18 protein-coding genes are annotated in these 18,517 nt (G+C 28.5%); 15 read left to right on the plus strand and 3 right to left on the minus strand.

The features are described 5' to 3' along the window. Nucleotides 1–20: 20 nt before the first annotated feature. Entirely contained in the window at nucleotides 21–1,190 is a 1,170-nt protein-coding gene (locus KXZ80_RS06585) for an AraC family transcriptional regulator (protein WP_021432682.1), read from the minus strand. Between the two features lie 213 nt (nucleotides 1,191–1,403). Between KXZ80_RS06585 and KXZ80_RS06590 the strand changes: the two genes are divergently transcribed. The 8 genes from KXZ80_RS06590 to KXZ80_RS06625 all read left to right on the plus strand — a co-directional run bounded on the left by KXZ80_RS06590 (nucleotide 1,404) and on the right by KXZ80_RS06625 (nucleotide 12,823). Next, nucleotides 1,404–2,684, plus strand: a complete 1,281-nt coding sequence (locus tag KXZ80_RS06590; protein ID WP_021432683.1) for a Gfo/Idh/MocA family protein — start codon at nucleotides 1,404–1,406, stop codon at nucleotides 2,682–2,684. Nucleotides 2,685–2,833: 149 nt separating this feature from the next. Next, the gene (locus KXZ80_RS06595) at nucleotides 2,834–4,132 is read left to right on the plus strand and encodes an ABC transporter substrate-binding protein (protein ID WP_021432684.1); all 1,299 of its coding nucleotides are present in this window, start codon (nucleotides 2,834–2,836) and stop codon (nucleotides 4,130–4,132) included. A 64-nt stretch (nucleotides 4,133–4,196) separates the two neighbouring features. Then, nucleotides 4,197–5,141, plus strand: a complete 945-nt coding sequence (locus KXZ80_RS06600) for a carbohydrate ABC transporter permease (RefSeq protein WP_021432685.1) — start codon at nucleotides 4,197–4,199, stop codon at nucleotides 5,139–5,141. A 17-nt stretch (nucleotides 5,142–5,158) separates the two neighbouring features. Next, the gene (locus tag KXZ80_RS06605) at nucleotides 5,159–5,983 is read left to right on the plus strand and encodes a carbohydrate ABC transporter permease (RefSeq protein ID WP_021429112.1); all 825 of its coding nucleotides are present in this window, start codon (nucleotides 5,159–5,161) and stop codon (nucleotides 5,981–5,983) included. Between the two features lie 302 nt (nucleotides 5,984–6,285). Then, nucleotides 6,286–7,491, plus strand: coding sequence for a CD0519/CD1768 family membrane protein (locus KXZ80_RS06610; RefSeq protein WP_021432686.1), 1,206 nt, complete (start codon nucleotides 6,286–6,288; stop codon nucleotides 7,489–7,491). A gap of 162 nt (nucleotides 7,492–7,653) precedes the next feature. After that, a complete protein-coding gene (locus KXZ80_RS06615; RefSeq protein WP_021432687.1) occupies nucleotides 7,654–10,182 on the plus strand; it encodes an FAD-dependent oxidoreductase in 2,529 nt (842 codons plus the stop codon). Between the two features lie 177 nt (nucleotides 10,183–10,359). Then, on the plus strand, nucleotides 10,360–11,424 hold the full coding sequence (locus KXZ80_RS06620; protein WP_021432688.1) for a lysylphosphatidylglycerol synthase transmembrane domain-containing protein: 1,065 nt from the start codon (nucleotides 10,360–10,362) through the stop codon (nucleotides 11,422–11,424). 172 nt (nucleotides 11,425–11,596) lie between these two features. After that, a complete protein-coding gene (locus KXZ80_RS06625) occupies nucleotides 11,597–12,823 on the plus strand; it encodes a dicarboxylate/amino acid:cation symporter (protein WP_021432689.1) in 1,227 nt (408 codons plus the stop codon). A 54-nt stretch (nucleotides 12,824–12,877) separates the two neighbouring features. Here the strand turns inward: KXZ80_RS06625 and KXZ80_RS06630 are convergent, their stop codons facing one another. Together KXZ80_RS06630 and KXZ80_RS17740 are read right to left on the minus strand one after the other, a co-directional pair. Next, nucleotides 12,878–13,216 (minus strand): phage holin family protein, encoded by a 339-nt coding sequence (locus tag KXZ80_RS06630; RefSeq protein ID WP_021432690.1) that lies wholly within the window; start codon nucleotides 13,214–13,216, stop codon nucleotides 12,878–12,880. Nucleotides 13,217–13,333: 117 nt separating this feature from the next. Then, entirely contained in the window at nucleotides 13,334–13,462 is a 129-nt protein-coding gene (locus KXZ80_RS17740) for a hypothetical protein (RefSeq protein WP_021432691.1), read from the minus strand. Between the two features lie 386 nt (nucleotides 13,463–13,848). Here KXZ80_RS17740 and KXZ80_RS06635 point away from each other — a divergent pair, with 386 nt between their 5' ends. The 7 genes from KXZ80_RS06635 to KXZ80_RS06665 all read left to right on the plus strand — a co-directional run bounded on the left by KXZ80_RS06635 (nucleotide 13,849) and on the right by KXZ80_RS06665 (nucleotide 18,454). Next, complete coding sequence (locus KXZ80_RS06635) at nucleotides 13,849–13,989, plus strand: hypothetical protein (RefSeq protein WP_021432692.1); 141 nt, start codon at nucleotides 13,849–13,851, stop codon at nucleotides 13,987–13,989. A 160-nt stretch (nucleotides 13,990–14,149) separates the two neighbouring features. Continuing rightward, nucleotides 14,150–14,410 (plus strand): hypothetical protein, encoded by a 261-nt coding sequence (locus tag KXZ80_RS06640; RefSeq protein WP_021428990.1) that lies wholly within the window; start codon nucleotides 14,150–14,152, stop codon nucleotides 14,408–14,410. Nucleotides 14,411–14,756: 346 nt separating this feature from the next. Beyond that, entirely contained in the window at nucleotides 14,757–15,422 is a 666-nt protein-coding gene (locus KXZ80_RS06645; RefSeq protein ID WP_021432693.1) for a DUF969 domain-containing protein, read from the plus strand. Between the two features lie 14 nt (nucleotides 15,423–15,436). Beyond that, complete coding sequence (locus tag KXZ80_RS06650; protein ID WP_021432694.1) at nucleotides 15,437–16,369, plus strand: DUF979 domain-containing protein; 933 nt, start codon at nucleotides 15,437–15,439, stop codon at nucleotides 16,367–16,369. A gap of 33 nt (nucleotides 16,370–16,402) precedes the next feature. Further along, entirely contained in the window at nucleotides 16,403–17,044 is a 642-nt protein-coding gene (gene pcp, locus KXZ80_RS06655) for a pyroglutamyl-peptidase I (protein ID WP_021432695.1), read from the plus strand. After that, nucleotides 17,038–17,454: a gamma-glutamylcyclotransferase family protein gene (locus KXZ80_RS06660; protein ID WP_021432696.1), complete on the plus strand. Its 417-nt coding sequence runs from the start codon at nucleotides 17,038–17,040 to the stop codon at nucleotides 17,452–17,454. The genes pcp and KXZ80_RS06660 overlap by 7 nt, the downstream gene beginning before the upstream one ends. A gap of 148 nt (nucleotides 17,455–17,602) precedes the next feature. Then, complete coding sequence (locus tag KXZ80_RS06665) at nucleotides 17,603–18,454, plus strand: L,D-transpeptidase family protein (RefSeq protein WP_021432697.1); 852 nt, start codon at nucleotides 17,603–17,605, stop codon at nucleotides 18,452–18,454. The last annotated feature ends 63 nt before the right edge of the window (nucleotides 18,455–18,517 follow it).

Here is an 18,517-nt window from a genome sequence, read left to right on the forward strand (position 1 = left end):
CTAGGATAATATCCTAGTCTTTAATAGTTTTTGTTTACTGATTTTAAATATTCGCTTGGAGAAAAACCATAAACTTTTTTAAATTTATTGGAAAAGTAGTGAATAGAATTAAATCCTAAAATTTCAGAAATCTCACTGATAGTATAATTAGTTTCTTTTATAAGTTCTTTGCTTTTTTTTAACTTTAAATTGTTTATATAAAGTTTAACCGTAGTGTCTAAATTAGATCTGAATAATAAATGCAATTTAGAACTGCTTATTGAAAACTTATCACATATAGTTTGAATATCCAAACAATCATATATGCTTTCATTTATAAATTTCAATATTGAATTTAAAAGTTCGTCGTCATAAAACTGTTGAATTTTAGTAGCTGGTTTTACAATAGAAGTTTCAAAATCAATGCTTAGAGTTTTCAAAACTAATTCTTTTAAATAACAAATAGAAAGCTCATCACAATATAAATGTGTAGAATTAAGTTCTTTCATAAGCTTAGTTATTATAGTGTATAAGTCCTTTGTAGATGTAAATACCTTATTTGAAAGAAGTGATGTATCATTAAAATCCATTTCAAAACTTACTGTTAAGTATGAACAAGATTTTTTATTATCAGTATATTGTGAGTGATATTCATTTGGAGCATAGAAAAATAAATCCCCTTGATTTAACTTAAATTCTTTTCCATTTACTTCAGTATATAAAACTCCTCTATCTACATATGTAAGTTCCCAAAAGTTATGTTTTTCACCTTTGAATAAATAATTAATTGGTTTTTCTTGATAAAATTTAGTATAAATTTTACTTATTAAAATTTTAGGCACTATTTCTTTATAAGTATAAGCCTGAACAATGTTTATTGAATTAAAAAAAAGACTATTTCCATATAAATCTACATTACAATTATCTGATATTGGTATAAAATTATAAAAAACTCCTTTATTTAGTTTTATTTTACTATTTAAAATAAACGATTCTATACTATTAAAATTAGAATCATTAGAAACAACAATTAGAACGACTCCACTTTGCAACTTTATATGAATGTCAAATTCTGCATAAAAAAGTTTAGTGATAGATTTTTCTAAAAGTGTAATAGATGTTTTTTTCTCACAAATTATAATATCATCAGGTAAAGATGATAAAGCCTCGCCATATTTTTTAAAAGATAAACAAGTAGTTTGTTTAAACAATTTAATATCCCCCTAAAACCATGAAATCTTTTTCCTAATAATATTTTACAAAAAATAACATGAAAAATCAAATTTAGTGATAGTTTAAAGTTTAATAGAATACATAAAAATGTAAAACATTTATACAAAAGTGCAAATACATATACGAAATAAAGTATTAGAATATACTTAATAAGTAAATAAAAAACTTCGAAATTAATGGGGGAATGATTAATGAAGAAAATTACAGTAGCGGTAGTAGGTGCGGGGGCAAGAGGGATGCATGCATATGCACCATACTTTAAACATCATGAAGAACTAGGTAAAGTTATTGCAGTTGCAGAACCACATGATATGAGAAGGGAGATATGTGTAAAAGAACATAATATAGAATCTGAAAATGTGTTTAAAACATGGGAAGATTTACTAGAAAAAGAAAGATTGGCTGATGCGATTATAATAGCTAATAATGATGAGTCACATTATGAACCAACTAAGATAGCTCTTGAAAAAGGATACCATGTATTGCTTGAAAAACCAATGTCAAATAAATTAGAAGATATAGTAAAATTAGGAGAGTTAGCTAAAAAGTATCCAAATCAAGTTTTTATGATTTGTCATGTACTTAGATACACTACATTTTTCTCAAAATTAAAAGAAATAGTAGATAGTAAAGAGCTAGGAGAGCTAGTTAGCATACAACACAATGAAAATATAGGATATTGGCATTTTGCACATTCATTTACTAGAGGAAACTGGAGAAATAGCGATGAAACAAGTCCTCTTATATTAGCTAAAAGCTGTCATGATATGGACATATTATTATGGTTAACAGGGAAGAAATGCAATAATATATCTGCATTTGGACATTTGACTCATATGAGAGATAAAAACTTTAAAGAAGGAATGGCCGATAGATGTTTAGACTGTGAAGTAGAAGAAAGATGTCCATATTCAGCCAAAAAATTATATTTGTCGGATAAACCTATATTTGCAAAAGTAGTACATCCAGTGCCTAGTAAAGAAAATTTAGAAGAAGCATTAAGAACGGGTCCATATGGAAGATGTGTATATAAATGTGATAATAATGTTGTAGATCATATGGTAACTATTCTTGAATTTGAAGATGATATAACAGCCACATTTAACTTATCTGCATTTACTGAAGAATGCAACAGAACTATTAAACTGATGTTTACTCATGGTGAAGTAGGAGGAAATCACGTTAAAAATATTATAGAAGTTAAAAAGTTTGAGAAATTTGGGGAAAATACTATAGAAACTATTATTCCAGAAGAGGTCGAAGGAGGCCATGGAGGCGGTGATTATGGAATAATGGAAGACTTTGTTAAGCTAGTTTCAGAAAACGGTGGAGAAGGAAGAACTAGTGCTAAAAAATCTGTTGAAAGTCATATCATGGCATTTGCAGCTGAGTATTCTAGATTAAACAAAGAAGTTGTTAATATTGAAAAGTTTTGGGATGAAGCAATAGAAAAGATAAAGGCTGAAGCATAATATATTATTACACAAAATTATAAAAAAAGTGTATAAATTTACAAATACAATAAGTTCACATATATATATCATATAATTAAAGGGAATTATCGAAATATTCAGGAAAAAAATATATTTAATTAGTTTAATTTGTGGGAAGGGGATTTGATATGTTTTTAAAAAGGGGAATTATAACAGGAGCAGTTTTATCTCTAGTACTAGGGCTAACGGGATGTAGTTCTACTGGAGGAAATAGTGCTGATGGGAAAGTTGAACTAAGATATGCTATATGGGATAAAACTCATATGGAAGCTGTAGAAACTTTGATAGATGGGTATGAAAAAGAAAATCCAAATGTAGACATTAAGGTAGAACAATATTCATTTGCAGACTATTGGACTAAAATGGAAACAGCAGCAGCTGGCGGGTCAGCTCCTGATATATATTGGATGAATGCTGTTAATTTTAATAAGTATGCTGACAATGGAATGTTAGTTAATATGAAAGACTATATAAAAGATAAAAATGTTGATATGAGCCAATACTTAGAAAGTTTAAGTAGTTTATACAGTTATAAAGGAGATCAGTATGGAATTCCTACATTCTGGGATAACAATATTTTAATGGTCAATACAAAACTTATGAAAGAATATGGGATACCGGAGCCTAAGGAAAATTGGACTTGGGATGAGATGATAGCTTGGTTAACAGATGCTAAATCTAAATTGCCAAAAGATATATACCCTTTTACTTCTTATGCTACAGAGGAAAGTCAAGCTGGTGTATTCAATGAGATTGCTTCAGCAGGAGGTAAGGTAATAAGTGATGATAAGACTAAAGCTATGCTAACAACACCTGAAACTAAAGAAGGTTTTAAAAGGTATTTTGACTTAGTAAAAAGTGACTTACATAGTCCACATGATATAACTGTAGAAGTTACAGCTGGAACATTATTTAAATCTGAAAAAGCTTTAGTTTTACAAATGGGGTCATACGGATTATTACCATACTCAGATAAAGAACAAGCACAAGTTGCAGGAAACTTTAAATTATATGAAATACCTACTATAAAAGAAGGAAATAAATCTAAAACTGTAATACATGGTCTAGGTAATGTAATATCTTCAAATTCTAAACACCCTGAAGAAGCTTTTGACTTTATCAACTACATGTCAAGTGAAGAGTCAATGAAAAAATATACTGAGTTAGCTTTAGTTCCTCAAGCTCATAAAAATGTTCAAGATTTATTCGGGCAAGTAATGAAAGAAAAAACAGGGGTAGATACTTCTGTTATATCTAAAGTAGCAGAAAATGCTATGCCACTTCCGACTAGTTTTGAGACTTCAAAATGGGATAAATCTATAATGGATAATATAAATAAGTTTATGCAAGGAAAAGTGAGTCTAGATGAAGCACTTGAAAATGCACAAAAAGAAATGCAAGCTATATTAGATAAGGAGAAAAAATAGGGATTTTTCAGAGGATGTCTAGGGTTTAGACATCCTCTTAGAATAGATAAAAGGGGGATTTAAATTGCAAGCAGAGGTATATAACGAAAAGCCCAGTAATTTAAATAAATTAAAAGATAAAAAAAAGAAAAACCTAAAGCGTAATTTAACTGGATATATGTTTATAATGCCACTTTTAATAGGGGTTTTAGTATTTAATTTTATACCATTTATACTGAATTTATTTTATAGCTTAACAGATTTAAGTGCATTTGGAGGATGGAACTTTGTAGGATCTGAAAACTTCTTAAGACTGTTTAAAGATCCGTTGTTTTACAAAGCTGTAGGGAACACTTTTTTATATGTATTAGTAACTGTACCTCCTATGGTAATTATATCTATTTGCATAGCAAATCTACTTAATAAAAATATAAAAGGAAAAGGAATTTATAGAACTATATATTTCTTACCTGTTGTGACTATGGCATCTGCATCAACATTAGTATTTCAATGGATGTTTAACTCAAGATTTGGACTTGTGAACCAATTTTTAGAAGCTATAGGATTAGAGGGAAAATTATGGTTTACAGATCCAAACTTAGCTAGAGTAGTAATAATAGTATTCATTATATGGAGCGGTTTAGGATACAAGATAATGATTTTCTTAGGTGGACTTCAATCAATACCTGAATCTTATTATGAAGCAGCATCTATAGATGGAGCTTCATCATTTAAACAGTTTACTCATATAACTATCCCACTTTTAACTCCAAGTATATTTTTTATTGTTATATGGTCTTTAATTGGATCTTTCCAATTATTTGATGTTGTGTTCATGCTTATAAAACAAGGAAGTCCAGCTTATGAATCCACAATAACTATGACAAGATATTTCTATGATTTAGGATTTACATTAGGTGATAAGGGGTATGCATCTGCTGTAGCTGTAATTTTATTCTTAATCATAATGGCAGTGACATTAATACAATTTAAGTTGCAAAAAAAATGGGTTCATTATTCAGATGAATAAGATTAGGGGGGAAAAGTATGGAAACGAAAAGAAGTGCTAAGATTTTAACTCACATAGGGCTTATACTTATGGCAGGATTTATTGCATTACCTTTTATATGGATGATTTTAACATCTATTAAAACATTGGCAGAAGCAGAAGCTATTCCGCCTAAAATATTCCCTGAATCTGTAAGAATTGAGAACTATACTCAAATATTTAAAGAATTTCCTTTTGCTCAGTATTATTTTAATACAATAATAGTAACAATAGCATCTGTAGTATTACAGTTAATTATAGTAACACCAGCAGCATACGCATTTGCAAGATTAGATTTTAAATTTAAAGAAGCTATATTTTTAATTCTTATGGCAGCTATGATGGTACCTGGTCAGATGTATTTGATTCCACAATATCAAATAATACAAGATATGGGACTTTTAAATACATTAACAGCAATAGTATTACCTGGAATATTTAGTATATATTATACGTTTTTATTACGACAACACTTTAAGTCTATACCTAGAGACATGGAGGAGGCTGCAATAATAGATGGAGCATCTCAATTTACAATATTTTTCAAATTAATGGTTCCAATTGTTAGACCAGCTTTAGGAACTGTGGCTATACTTGGAGGATTAGGAGCTTGGAATAGTTTCTTATGGCCACTAATTGTAAACTCAACTCCAGAAAAACTGACATTAGCAGCAGGGCTTAGAGTTTTTGTAGGACAATATGGTACACATTATCCTAGAATGATGGCAGGAGCAGTACTTTCTATAATTCCTATGGTTGTTGTATTTAGTTTATTCCAAAAGAAATTTATATCAAGTATAGCGGTTTCTGCAGGGAAAGAGTAATTTAAGGTTATTTTAAAGCTGTATATTCTTACATAAATTGTGACAAAAATAAGCAAAATTTTATATCAATTAAAAAAAGTAAAAACAGGCTAATTGTTTGGAATTAGGCTGTTTTTTATTATTCTGAAAATAAATGAAATACTAAACAATTCGAAAAAGTTGAAATATATAGATATATATAGTATAATTTATATAAATCAATATATTTTTATTTGTTTTAATTGTTAAAATTAAAACGAAAATAAAATTAAATTTTAATATTTTTTAAAATGGTATCCACAAAATACTAAGGAGGGAATACAATGGAGATTACGAATTTAGAAGAAAACGTTGTCGCCAAGGAGGTTTCTGGTGGAAAAAAGAAGGTAAAGGCAGTAAGTTTAGAAACTTTTGTATTTATCGGGGTCTTATTAGCAGGATTTGGGTTTGTAGGGAGTAAAATGGGTGCAGGGTTGATGTTTAAAACTATTATGAACACAGCTCACGATTTGTTATTAAACACTGTATTTTTAATAATGGCGCTAGCTGTGCTTGCAGGTGCATTAAGTGCACTACTTTCAGAATTTGGAGTAATATCACTTTTAAATAAAGTTTTTGCAATGTTTATGAAACCACTATATAATTTACCGGGAGCAAGTATAGCAGGAGCAGCAACAACTTATCTATCAGATAACCCAGCTATAATAGCATTTGCTAATGATAAGAGTTTTACGAAATATTTTAAGCAGTATCAAATACCTGCTTTATGCAACTTAGGGACATCTTTTGGTATGGGACTTATAGTTACAACTTTTATGATGACTCAAGGGTCTGAGTTTGTATCAGCAGCATTAATAGGAAATATAGGTGCAATAATAGGAAGTATAATAAGTGTTAGAATAATGCTTACATTTACTAAGAAATATTATAACTACGATCCAAAGAGTGAAGTTAAATCAGATGGAAAAGTAGAAGCAATGGAATATAGAGAAATAAGAAGTGGAAGTTTATTCCAAAGATTACTTGACTCTATGTTAGAAGGTGGAAAAAATGGTGTTGAGTTAGGGATGGCTATAATCCCAGGGGTATTAGTTGTATGTACTTTAGTTATGCTATTAACATTTGGACCGACAATAGATCCTAAAACAGGAGCTGAAGTTTATACAGGTGCTGCTTATGAAGGTATAGCACTACTACCAGCATTAGGTGATAAGTTAATGTTTATATTAGGACCTTTATTTGGATTTACAGATCCTCAGGCTATGGCATTCCCAATCACTTCATTAGGAGCTGTTGGAGCTGCGATGAGTTTAGTTCCAAAATTTATAAGTGACGGGGTTGTAACACCTAACGATATAGCCGTATTTACAGCTATGGGTATGTGCTGGAGTGGGTATTTAAGTACACATGTAGGTATGATGGATGCATTAAATGCAAGAGAGCTTACTAGCAAAGCAATAATTTCACATACTATAGGTGGACTCTGTGCAGGTATATCTGCTCACTTTATATACATGCTTTTAATTTAAATAACGAATATAAAAGAGTATCTTAAACATTTAAGATACTCTTTTTTTACGCACAAAAATAATATTATTAAAATATTCTAAATATATGTTTAAAGTAATTAATAAAAGGTATAAAAGGAATAAGAGTTAAATAATAAACAAACATATAGTGGAGGAATATATATGGAATTAAAATCGCTTGAATTAAAGAAAGATTTATACTGGGTAGGTTCATTAGATCCTGATTTAAGAGTATTTGACATAATAATGTATACACCATATGGAACAACTTATAATTCATATGTTTTAAAAGCTGGAAAGAAAACGATTTTATTTGAAACTGTAAAGGCTAAACATTTTGATAGTTATTTGGCTAGACTAGAAGATTTAAATGTAGATTTACAAAATATAGATTACATTGTAGTTAGTCATACAGAACCAGATCACGCAGGTAGCGTAGAGAAAATATTGAAACTTTCTCCTAAAGCTAAAATCATAGCATCTCAAAATGCTGTTAATTATTTAAAAGAAATTGTAAATGACGAATTTGAATATATAGTTGTAAATGATAATGATGAAATTAAAATAGAAAATAAAACTTTAAAATTTTACTCAGTTCCACTTCTGCATTGGCCAGATACTATATATACGTACATTAAAGAGGAAAATGTATTAGTAACTTGTGACTCATTTGGAAGTCACTATAGTTGCGAAGGTGTTGTTAACACTAAAATAGATAATGAAGAACACTATATGGAAGCTCTAAGATACTATTATGACTGTATAATGGGGCCTTTTAAACCATATATATTAAAAGCTATAGAAAAAATAAAAGACTTAAAGTTAGATATTATATGTCCAGGACATGGACCGGTATTAGTTGATAATCCAAGAAAAATAGTTGATATATATGAAAAATGGAGTAGAGATGAGATTATAGTTACTAATAAAGAGATAACTATATGTTATGTAAGTGCTTATGGATATACAGGTGAAATAGCTGAAAATATTAAAAAAGGAATTGAAGAACATAGCGATTATAATGTTAAAATGTATGATGTTATAAATCATAATATAGATGAAATAATAAATTCCATAACTTACTCACAAGGGGTTTTATTTGGAACTCCAACAATAAATGGGGATGCATTAAAACCTATTTGGGATATTCTTGTTAGTTTAAACCCTATCGTTCATGGAAATAAAGTTGCATCATGCTTTGGTTCATTTGGATGGAGTGGTGAAGGAATACCAAATGTTATGGATAGATTAAAACAACTTAGAATGAAAACTATAGATCCATTAGTTGTTAATTTTAAACCTAGTGAGGTAGATTTATATGAAGCTCAATTATTAGGTAAGAAATTTATTGAAAAAACTATAGATGCAAATACTAAAAAAGAAGGAACTAAAAAATGGAAATGTGTAATATGTAATGAAGTCTTTGATGGAGAAGAAGCACCAGATGTGTGCCCAGTATGTGGGGCAAAACATGATCAATTTATAGAAGTTATAGAAGAAAATATAAATTATCAAAACGATACAGAGGATAAATTTGTTATTGTAGGTAATGGGGCAGCAGGTTTTTATGCAGCAGACTCTATTAGAAAAAGAAATAAAACAGCTAAAATAGTTCTTTTAAGTAATGAAGAAGAGTTAAGTTATTATAGACCAGCTCTTTCAGATTTTATAAATGAAGAAATTAAAAAAGAGGATTTTTATATTGAAGGCAAGGATTGGTACGAAAAAAATAATATAGAAGTTTTACTAGGAGCAAATGTAGAAACTATAGATGAAGAAAATAAAAAAATTATTTTAGATAATAACTCAAGTATAAGTTATGATAAGTTAATACTTGCAAATGGTAGTTCTAACTTTGTACCACCGATAAATGGGCATAATTTAGATGGAGTTTATACTTTAAGAAATAAAAATGATTTAGATAAAATAAAGGTGAATTTAGAAAAAGCAAAAAACATTTTAGTGATAGGTGGAGGACTGTTAGGTCTTGAAGCTGCATATGAAATGAAGCTAGCACAAAAAGAAGTTACAGTAGTTGAAGCTATGCCAAATTTATTAACTAAACAACTAGATAAAGATGGAAGTGTAGTTCTAGAAAATATATTAAAAGAAAATGGATTAAACCTAATGTTAGGTAAATTCATTGATTCTCTAGAAGGCTATAAAAAAGTATCTAAAGCTATGTTTAAAGATGGAAGTTCTATTGATGTAGATATGGTGGTATTTTCTATAGGAGTTAGACCTAATGTTAAAATTGCTAATAACACTAATATAGAAGTTAATAAAGGAATAGTTGTAGATAAGTATATGCAAACTGCATCAAAAGAAATATATGCATGTGGAGATGTAGCTGAAATTGATTCGATGATATGGGCTATATGGCCAGCAGCTATAGATATGGGAAAAGTTGCAGGGGCAAATGCATGTGGAGATAAAATTGAATTTAAAGCAGAAAATTACCCAGTAGGATTAGACGTATTTGAAACAAAAGTGTTTAGTATAGGAAATATAAATAATATAGATAGCTTTATAACATTAAATAAAAAAGATGTTTATAAAAAATTATTTTTTAAAGATGATGTGTTAGTAGGAGCTATATGCATAAATGATTTAAGTAAAAATGTAAACATTATAAGATTAATAGAAGAAAAAGCTAATTTAAATAAAGTTTTAAGTGAAAACTTATTATAGTTAATTAAAAAGATTCATTTCCTAACAATCTATAATACTTATTTATAAAAGTATATAGTAAATGGAGATGAATCTTTTTTCTTTTTTATTACAAAAAAGTAAGAAATAATTCATACCATAAAAACTAAATGTATTGTATAATAGGTAGTGTCAAATTAAAGGGGATGGAGGTTTCCTATGAAAAAGAAAAAGACATTAAATAAAAATATATTACAATATGGCTTTTTGGTATTTATATTAGGAATGACAAGTTACTTAGTTTATAGAACTTTAGACATAGATATGCTTAACGAAGTTGTAGATATGGTAGATAAAAAGTTTATATTTTTTGGAATGTGTGCAGTGATTACACACATGTTATTAGAGGGCGTAGTTTTAAAAATAGTTATAGATAGTATTCATAAAGTTAAGACAAGATTTATCGGTTTTAAATTAGCAACTATGGGATTTTATTATAATTTAATAACACCATTTGCATCAGGAAGTCAGCCGATGCAAATATATGTATTAAACAAATGTAAAATGCCAGCCAGTAAGGCAACCGCTGTTATAATGAACAAATCTATAATATATCAAGTTGTAGTTACAGTATATTGTTCTGTTTTAGTGCTTTTTAATACGGCTATATTAAAGGAATTAAGGGGTGTAATGCCTTTGATATTAATAGGGATTGCAATAAATGCATTTACACTAGTAGTATCTATGATGGTTATATACAATCCTGAGTTAATTAAGAAAGTATCTAAACGGGTTATAAACTTTTTGGTTAAATTTAAATTATTTAAGTTTTTAGAAGGTAAAGTAGAGAAAGTAGAGAGCTTTGCAGATGAATATAGTAAGTCTGTTAATTTATTTATAAAAAATAAAAAAGCACTTATTTTGACACTTCTGGTAACGGTAGTTCAGCTAAGTGTATACTTCAGTATATCATTTTGGATATACAAAGCATTTAATTTAAGTGGGTATACATATATATACATGCTTACATTACAAGCATTTTTATATATGGCGATATCACCTATTCCAACTCCAGGCAACGCAGGCGCTAGTGAACTAGCATTCTTTGCAATATTTAAGAGTGTGTTTCCACAACCTCTTATGGGGTATGCAATTTTCTTATATGGAGGATTTGTATACTATGCAGTGTTAATAGGAAGTGGCATATTTACGATGATAACTCATCACAATATGGATAGAAAAAGTAAGAAAATTAAAAGAAAAAATAAAGAATATGCAGCTTAATATGATTACAAAAGGTATACCGTAGAAACGGCATACCTTTTATTTTACAGAAATTTCTCAAAAATATTACTTTTTACAAGTAACTTGACTTTTTGTGTCTAAATGTATACTATTTTAGTCAAAGGGGAAAATGTTTTTATCATAAAAATTATTCATAAGGGGAGGAATTATTTTGACAAAAGCAAAGAAAAAAATAGGACTGGTACCGAAATTAATAATAGCAATAATACTTGGTATCGTTATAGGTAGTTATGCTCCAAAGGGAGTAATCGAGATTTTAGTCACTATAAGTGGTTTATTTGCTTCATTTTTACAGTTTGTAATACCATTTATAATTTTAGGTTTTGTTACAGCTGGTATAGCTGACTTAACATCAGGAGCAGGAAAGTTATTAGGAATAACAACTGGTATAGCATATTGTTCTACAATAGTAGCTGGACTGCTTGCGTATACCGTTGCAATAACTATTTTCCCTTCTTTTATAAACGCTAGTGCAGCTGGGGCTATAAATGATCCAAATGCAGGTATGCTTTCACCAATATTTACTATACCACTAGAGCCAATGTTAGATGTAACAGCTGCGATAGTTTTCGCATTCATGATGGGACTTGGAATTTCAGCGCTTAGAGGTCGTGGAAGAGGAGAAGGATTATTCAACATTGCTATGGATTTCCAAGAAATAATAAAATCTACTTTAGCGAAAATAATAATACCGTTACTACCTCTTTATATAGCAGGAACTTTTGCTAATATAACTTTTGCAGGACAAGTATGGGATATACTAAAAATATTTGGTAAGGTATATTTAATCGTAATACCACTTCATATCATATACATATGCTTCCAATTTACGCTTGCTGGAACATATACTAAAAAGAATCCAATACAATTACTTAAAAATCAAATACCAGGATATCTAACAGCAGTTGGAACTCAGTCATCAGCAGCTACTATACCAGTAAACGTAGAGTGTGCTGAAAAAAATGGAGTATCTAAACAAATAAGAGAGTTTGTTGTACCTCTTTGTGCAACTATTCACTTAGCTGGAAGTATAATTTCTGTAACATCATTCACAGTAGCTGTTTTAATGATGAATCAAATGAATTATAGTTTAGCAGTAATATTACCATACTTACTTATGTTAGGAGTTGCCATGGTTGCAGCACCAGGAGCACCAGGTGGGGCTATAATGAGTGCACTTCCATTTTTACCTATGGTGGGAATACCATCAGATGGAGGTCTTGCAAGTTTAATGATAGCACTTTACATAACTCAAGATAGTTTTGGTACTGCGGCTAACGTATCAGGAGATAATGCAATAGCTGTAGTAATAGATGAGATAAATGAAAAATCAATTAAACGAGAAAAGAAAAAAGAATATAAAGAAGTTAATGCTTAATAAAAAAGAGTTATCTCGACTTAGAGATAACTCTTTTTATAATAAATTATTATATTAATCAAGTACATTATATATAATTGTATTTGCAATAGATAATAATATAGAAGCACCTATAGCACTAATAAATCCGTATAAGTGTACTCCAGGAACTATACTAAAAGCTAGTTTTAAAACAACCGCATTTATCACTAATGAGAATAAACCTAATGTTAAAAATGTTATAGGTAGTGAGAATAACTGAAGTAAAGGCTTAATTGTTAAGTTTAAAACACCAAAAATGACTGTTAGTATAAGTAAAGAGCTAAAAGATGTTATAGAAACACTGCTCATTAATAATGATACTATATATAAAGATATAGCATTAACTACTATAAATAAAGATACTTTTTTCATAGTAAAAAACTCCTTTTCAATAAAATTTACTAATTTATTAAAGCTTAATATATAATAATATATTCCCATAAAAAAATAAATTACACATTTTATGTAAAATTTAGACCTAAAATTATATTACCATGGTTTAGCCCATGGAGCTTCATAATATTCTTCTTTCCACAATAAATCTGTAGAAACTCTAAATATATCACTAGATAAAGCGGATTTATAAAAAATATTAATTACATTTATTTTATCACACAAATCACTGTTTATAAGAATTTTAAAATCATCACATTCAAAGATTTTATCATTTTCTGTAGGCTCATCCAGAGCTACGCTAAAAACAGGCCCATATCATGCGCTTACTTCTTTTATATACACTCTTAGATACTTAATATCTAAATTATAAGATTTAAAAATATTATTTAGTTCTTTTTTAGCTGGATTACTAATATTTATAATCATAAAAACACATCCTTTATATTTTAATATTTATTAATATACCCTAATTTAAACAAAAATAAATGACAATATTGTTAAGGAATAATTAAGGAATTATTGATATAATAAAAGCTAAGGGAATATTTGGAGATGATAAAAACTATACAGTAAATATTTTTCAGATACACTCATATTATAATAAAGCTATGTATTTAGCATTGTTGTACTTTATAATAGATGGAGTATATTCTCTTATAGAAAGTTTTATAAATTTATCAAAAATAACTGAGGAAGGAATTATCTTTATAGATGGAACTTATGTGAAATATAAAGAAATAAATGTTTAGAAGAATTATCCAAAAGGGTATATATATAATTAAATTTATTGTAATATAGTACAATAAACAGGTATAATATTATATGTATTACTAATATAATGTAAATGGAGTAAATAAATGTAACATAACGTTAAAATGTTATAAACTTAATTATAGATAGAAGGGAAATATGGATATGTTTTTTTTCGATTTTTTTAAAACCAACAAAAAGAAGGTACAAGAACAAATAAGTGAACTTAAAAGTGAAAGAGAGTGTTTAGAGAAAGAATTTAATAAACATCATAATAAATATGAAGAATTATGGAGGAAATATCATAGTAATGAAATGAACTACACTTCAGCTATGAAGGTAGATAATAAGTGTTATGAATTAAAAGCTAGGATTAAAGAACTTGATAAGAAGATAAAGGAATTAGAGGAAGAATTATAAAATTGAAAGCTTATAAATTTTGTTATTAAACAAAATTTATAAGCTTTTTTATTTAATAAAATAAAATTTAAATGCTAAGAGATCAAAATAAGAAAATTTTTTATATCACATCTTAAATTGAATATAAAAATAAAATAAAATTCAAAATTTATTGAAATAGATAAAATAAAAATGAATTTTTTATCATTAAAATATAAATAATTGTAGATTAAATGGGAAAGTAAGAAATTAAACTAAATTATCGAAAAATTTAAAAAAATGTAAAAATTGATTGACAATAAATCTCATTTTAAATATAATTTGAAATAACATTATAAAGTTAAGGAGTAAAGAAAGGAAGTAAAGCATGATAAAATTAATAGGTATTTTAGTTGTCATATTAGGATTTGTATTTAAAGTGGAAACTTTATTTACAGTATTAGTTGCGGGGATTGCGACTGGGTTAGTGGCAGGAATGGATATTATGGATATTCTAAACACGTTGGGGCAATCGTTTGTAGATAATAGAGCGGTATCATTATTTATAATGACTCTACCAGTAATAGGAATACTAGAAAGATACGGACTAAAGCAAAGGGCTGTCTATTTAATACAAAAACTTGGAAAGTTAACTACAGGCGGAGTATTTTCTATATACATGATAATAAGACAAATAGCTGGGGCGCTTTCAATAAGAATAAGTGGACATCCTCAATTTGTTAGACCATTAGTTGAACCTATGGCACAAGCAGCAGCAAAGAGTAAGTACAAAAATGTAGATGTAAAAGATGAAGAAGCTATAAAAGCTTTATCAGCAGCTAGTGAAAACTATGGAAACTTTTATGGTCAAAATTTATTCTCTGGAAGTTCAGGAGTATTATTGATAGCATCGACTTTAACTGGATTTGGATATGCAGTAAGTGAGCTAGATATAGCTAAGGCAAGTATAATAATGGCTGTAATAGCATTTTTAATTTCTGCAGTACAGAACTATTTATTTGATAAAAAATTAAATAGAAAATACAACAAATAGGGGAGGACTCATAAGTGCAAAACTTTATAAATATAGGACTAGAATCGTTTTATGTTTTAATGGGAATTTTAATGCTAGTCATTGGTGTTAAATCACTTAAAACAATTGATAATAATAAAAAATATGGAACATTTGCTTTTTGGGTATTACTTAGTTTACCGTTTATATTTGGAAAAGTACTACCAGCAACATTTATTGGAGGAATTTTAGTATTATTAAGTTTATTAACTCTTACTAAGCAAGTTGTGTTTGCGAAATACGAAGTTGCAACTGAAGAGTTTAGTCAAGCTAAATCAGAAAAAATAAAGAGTAAAATATTTTTACCTTCACTTATCTTAGCATTTGCAGCAGTTGCGGTAGCTATGTCACTTTCTTCATATGCTAGTTCATCACAATTTGCAATAGGAGCTGGAGCAATAGTAGCACTTATAAGTGCATTTATAATCACAAGAGCAAAACCTAAAGAAGCAGTTGAAGATGGAGCAAGATTACTTCAACAAATGGGTCCTACTAGTATGCTACCTCAATTACTTGTTGCACTTGGAGTTTTATTTACAAATGCAGGAGTTGGAGATGTAATATCTAATATGATATCAGGAGTGGTTCCAGCAGATAGTAGATTCTTTGGAGTAGTAGCTTATGTTTTAGGAATGGCAATTTTCACTATGATAATGGGTAATGCATTTGCAGCATTTTCAGTTATAACAGCCGGTATAGGGATACCTTTTGTATTATCTCAAGGTGCAGATCCAGCCATAGTTGGAGCTTTAGCATTAACAGCAGGTTATTGTGGAACTTTACTTACGCCTATGGCTGCAAACTTTAATATAGTACCAGCAGCATTACTAGAAGCTAAAGATCAATACAGTGTAATTAAATATCAGGCGCCAGTTGCTATTATATTATTAGCTATACACATATTTGTAATGTATACATTTGCATTTTAATTATTTAGTAAAATTTTAAAGGAGGAAAGTGGAATGAAAATATTAATAACAGGATTTGATCCATTTGGAGGAGAGCCTATAAATCCAGCTGAAGAAGCTGTTAAAAGAATAAAAGATGAAATAAATGGAGCTGAGGTTGTAAAACTGACTATACCTACAGTTAGAACAAAATCAGTTGAAGCTATAGAACAGGCAATAGATAAGCATAATCCAGATATAGTAATATCAGTTGGGCAAGCAGGAGGCAGATTTGATATAACTCCAGAAAGAGTAGCTATAAACCTAGATGATTTTAGAATAAAAGATAATGACGGTAATCAAGTTGTTGATGAAACTATACAAATTGATGGACAGCCGGCATACTTCTCCAATCTACCAATAAAAGGTATGGTAAAACATATGAATGAAAATGGGATACCAGCATCGGTTTCAAACACTGCAGGAACTTTTGTTTGCAATCATGTAATGTATGGGATACTATATTTGATAGATAAAAAATATCCGAATATAAAAGGTGGATTTATTCATATACCATATATGACAGGACAAGTTATAGATAAGAAAAACATGCCTTATATGAGTTTAGATGAAATTGTTACTGGACTTGAATTAGCAATAGAAGCATGTACTATATATAATGAAGATATAAAAGCAATAGGTGGAGAAATATGTTAGTAAAAAAGATATTTGTATATGGTAGTTTAAGAAGCGATATGTTTAATTACAATATATATTTAAATGGAAAAGTAAAAAGTTCTAAAAAAGGATATATAAAGGGGCATTTATCTCATTTAGATAATAAAGGCTATCCAGCAGTTATAAAAGGGAATGAAAAGATTTTAGGTGAATTAATGGAACTTAATGATTTTGAAGCAACGTTAAAAGAACTAGATGATATGGAGAATTATCAGTTAGATGGATTTAACAATGAATATAATAGGCGTGAAGTAGATGTTACTCTTCTGGATGGAAGTATAGAAAAGGCCTATTTTTATGAGTATAATAAAGATGCTGAAATTAATAAAGATGATGTATTAATTTCTATAAAATGTGGTGACTGGAAAGAATATATGTCAAATAAATAAAGAATAAAAGCTATCTTAATAAAATTTTGTAATTTATTAGGATAGCTTTTTTATATTAAAATAAAGGGAATTTTTCACGTGATTATTCACCTATATATAAATCAGTACATAAAATTATATAAGTTATATAATAAGGATGTGTGTACTATTGAATATAGATAAGAATTTTATAAAAATAAATATGCTTCCAGAACATAAGTATACGCTTAAAAACTCAAACTTAAGAAAAGAAGCATCCACTTCTTCTGATATTATTACTGTGATTTCTAAAGGTTCTAAGGTTGAACTTATTGAAGCCTATGATGAATGGAGTAAAGTAAGATATGAATCAAATATAGGATATATACACAATGATTTATTATCAATTACTAAATATACATGGGGTAACTTAAACCTTAGAAAAGAACCGAATACTCAATCAAATGTAATAACTACAATACCAAAAGAATCTAGAGTAGAAGTTATAGAAAATATAGGAGATTGGAGCAATATAATATATAATGACATAGAAGGTTATGTATTTAATTACTTTTTATCCGATGATGGAAATAAACATGATGTACTAGATTATAAATATTTTTATAGTGATATGAGCAAATTTGTAAATCAAAATAATATAAAAAGTCCTACAAATAATTTATTAGTAACTGATTTAAAAAATAAATATACTTATGTTTTTAAAAAGAACAATAATAATTGGGTTCAGATATATAAATGGAAATGTACCGTTGGAAAACCCAGTACTCCAACTATAACAGGAATTTTTTATATAGATGGAAGAAAACTATATTTTGGAACGGATGAGTATAGGGTTAAATATGCAACTCGTATAAAGGATGGATATTACTATCATTCGATACTTTATGATTCAACAGGAAGCTATATAATAGATGGAAGGTTAGGGCAAGCTTTAAGTCATGGTTGTATAAGACTAGATACAGAAAATGCTAAATGGATATATGACAACATATTGGATACTACTACAGTGGTAATACATTAAATATATAAGGGAGTTTGATAAATGTGAATGTTAAACTCCCTTATATATTTAACATATATTAGG

Origin of the sequence: Paraclostridium bifermentans, from assembly GCF_019916025.1 — a bacterium.
In the GTDB taxonomy this organism is placed as follows: domain Bacteria; phylum Bacillota; class Clostridia; order Peptostreptococcales; family Peptostreptococcaceae; genus Paraclostridium; species Paraclostridium bifermentans.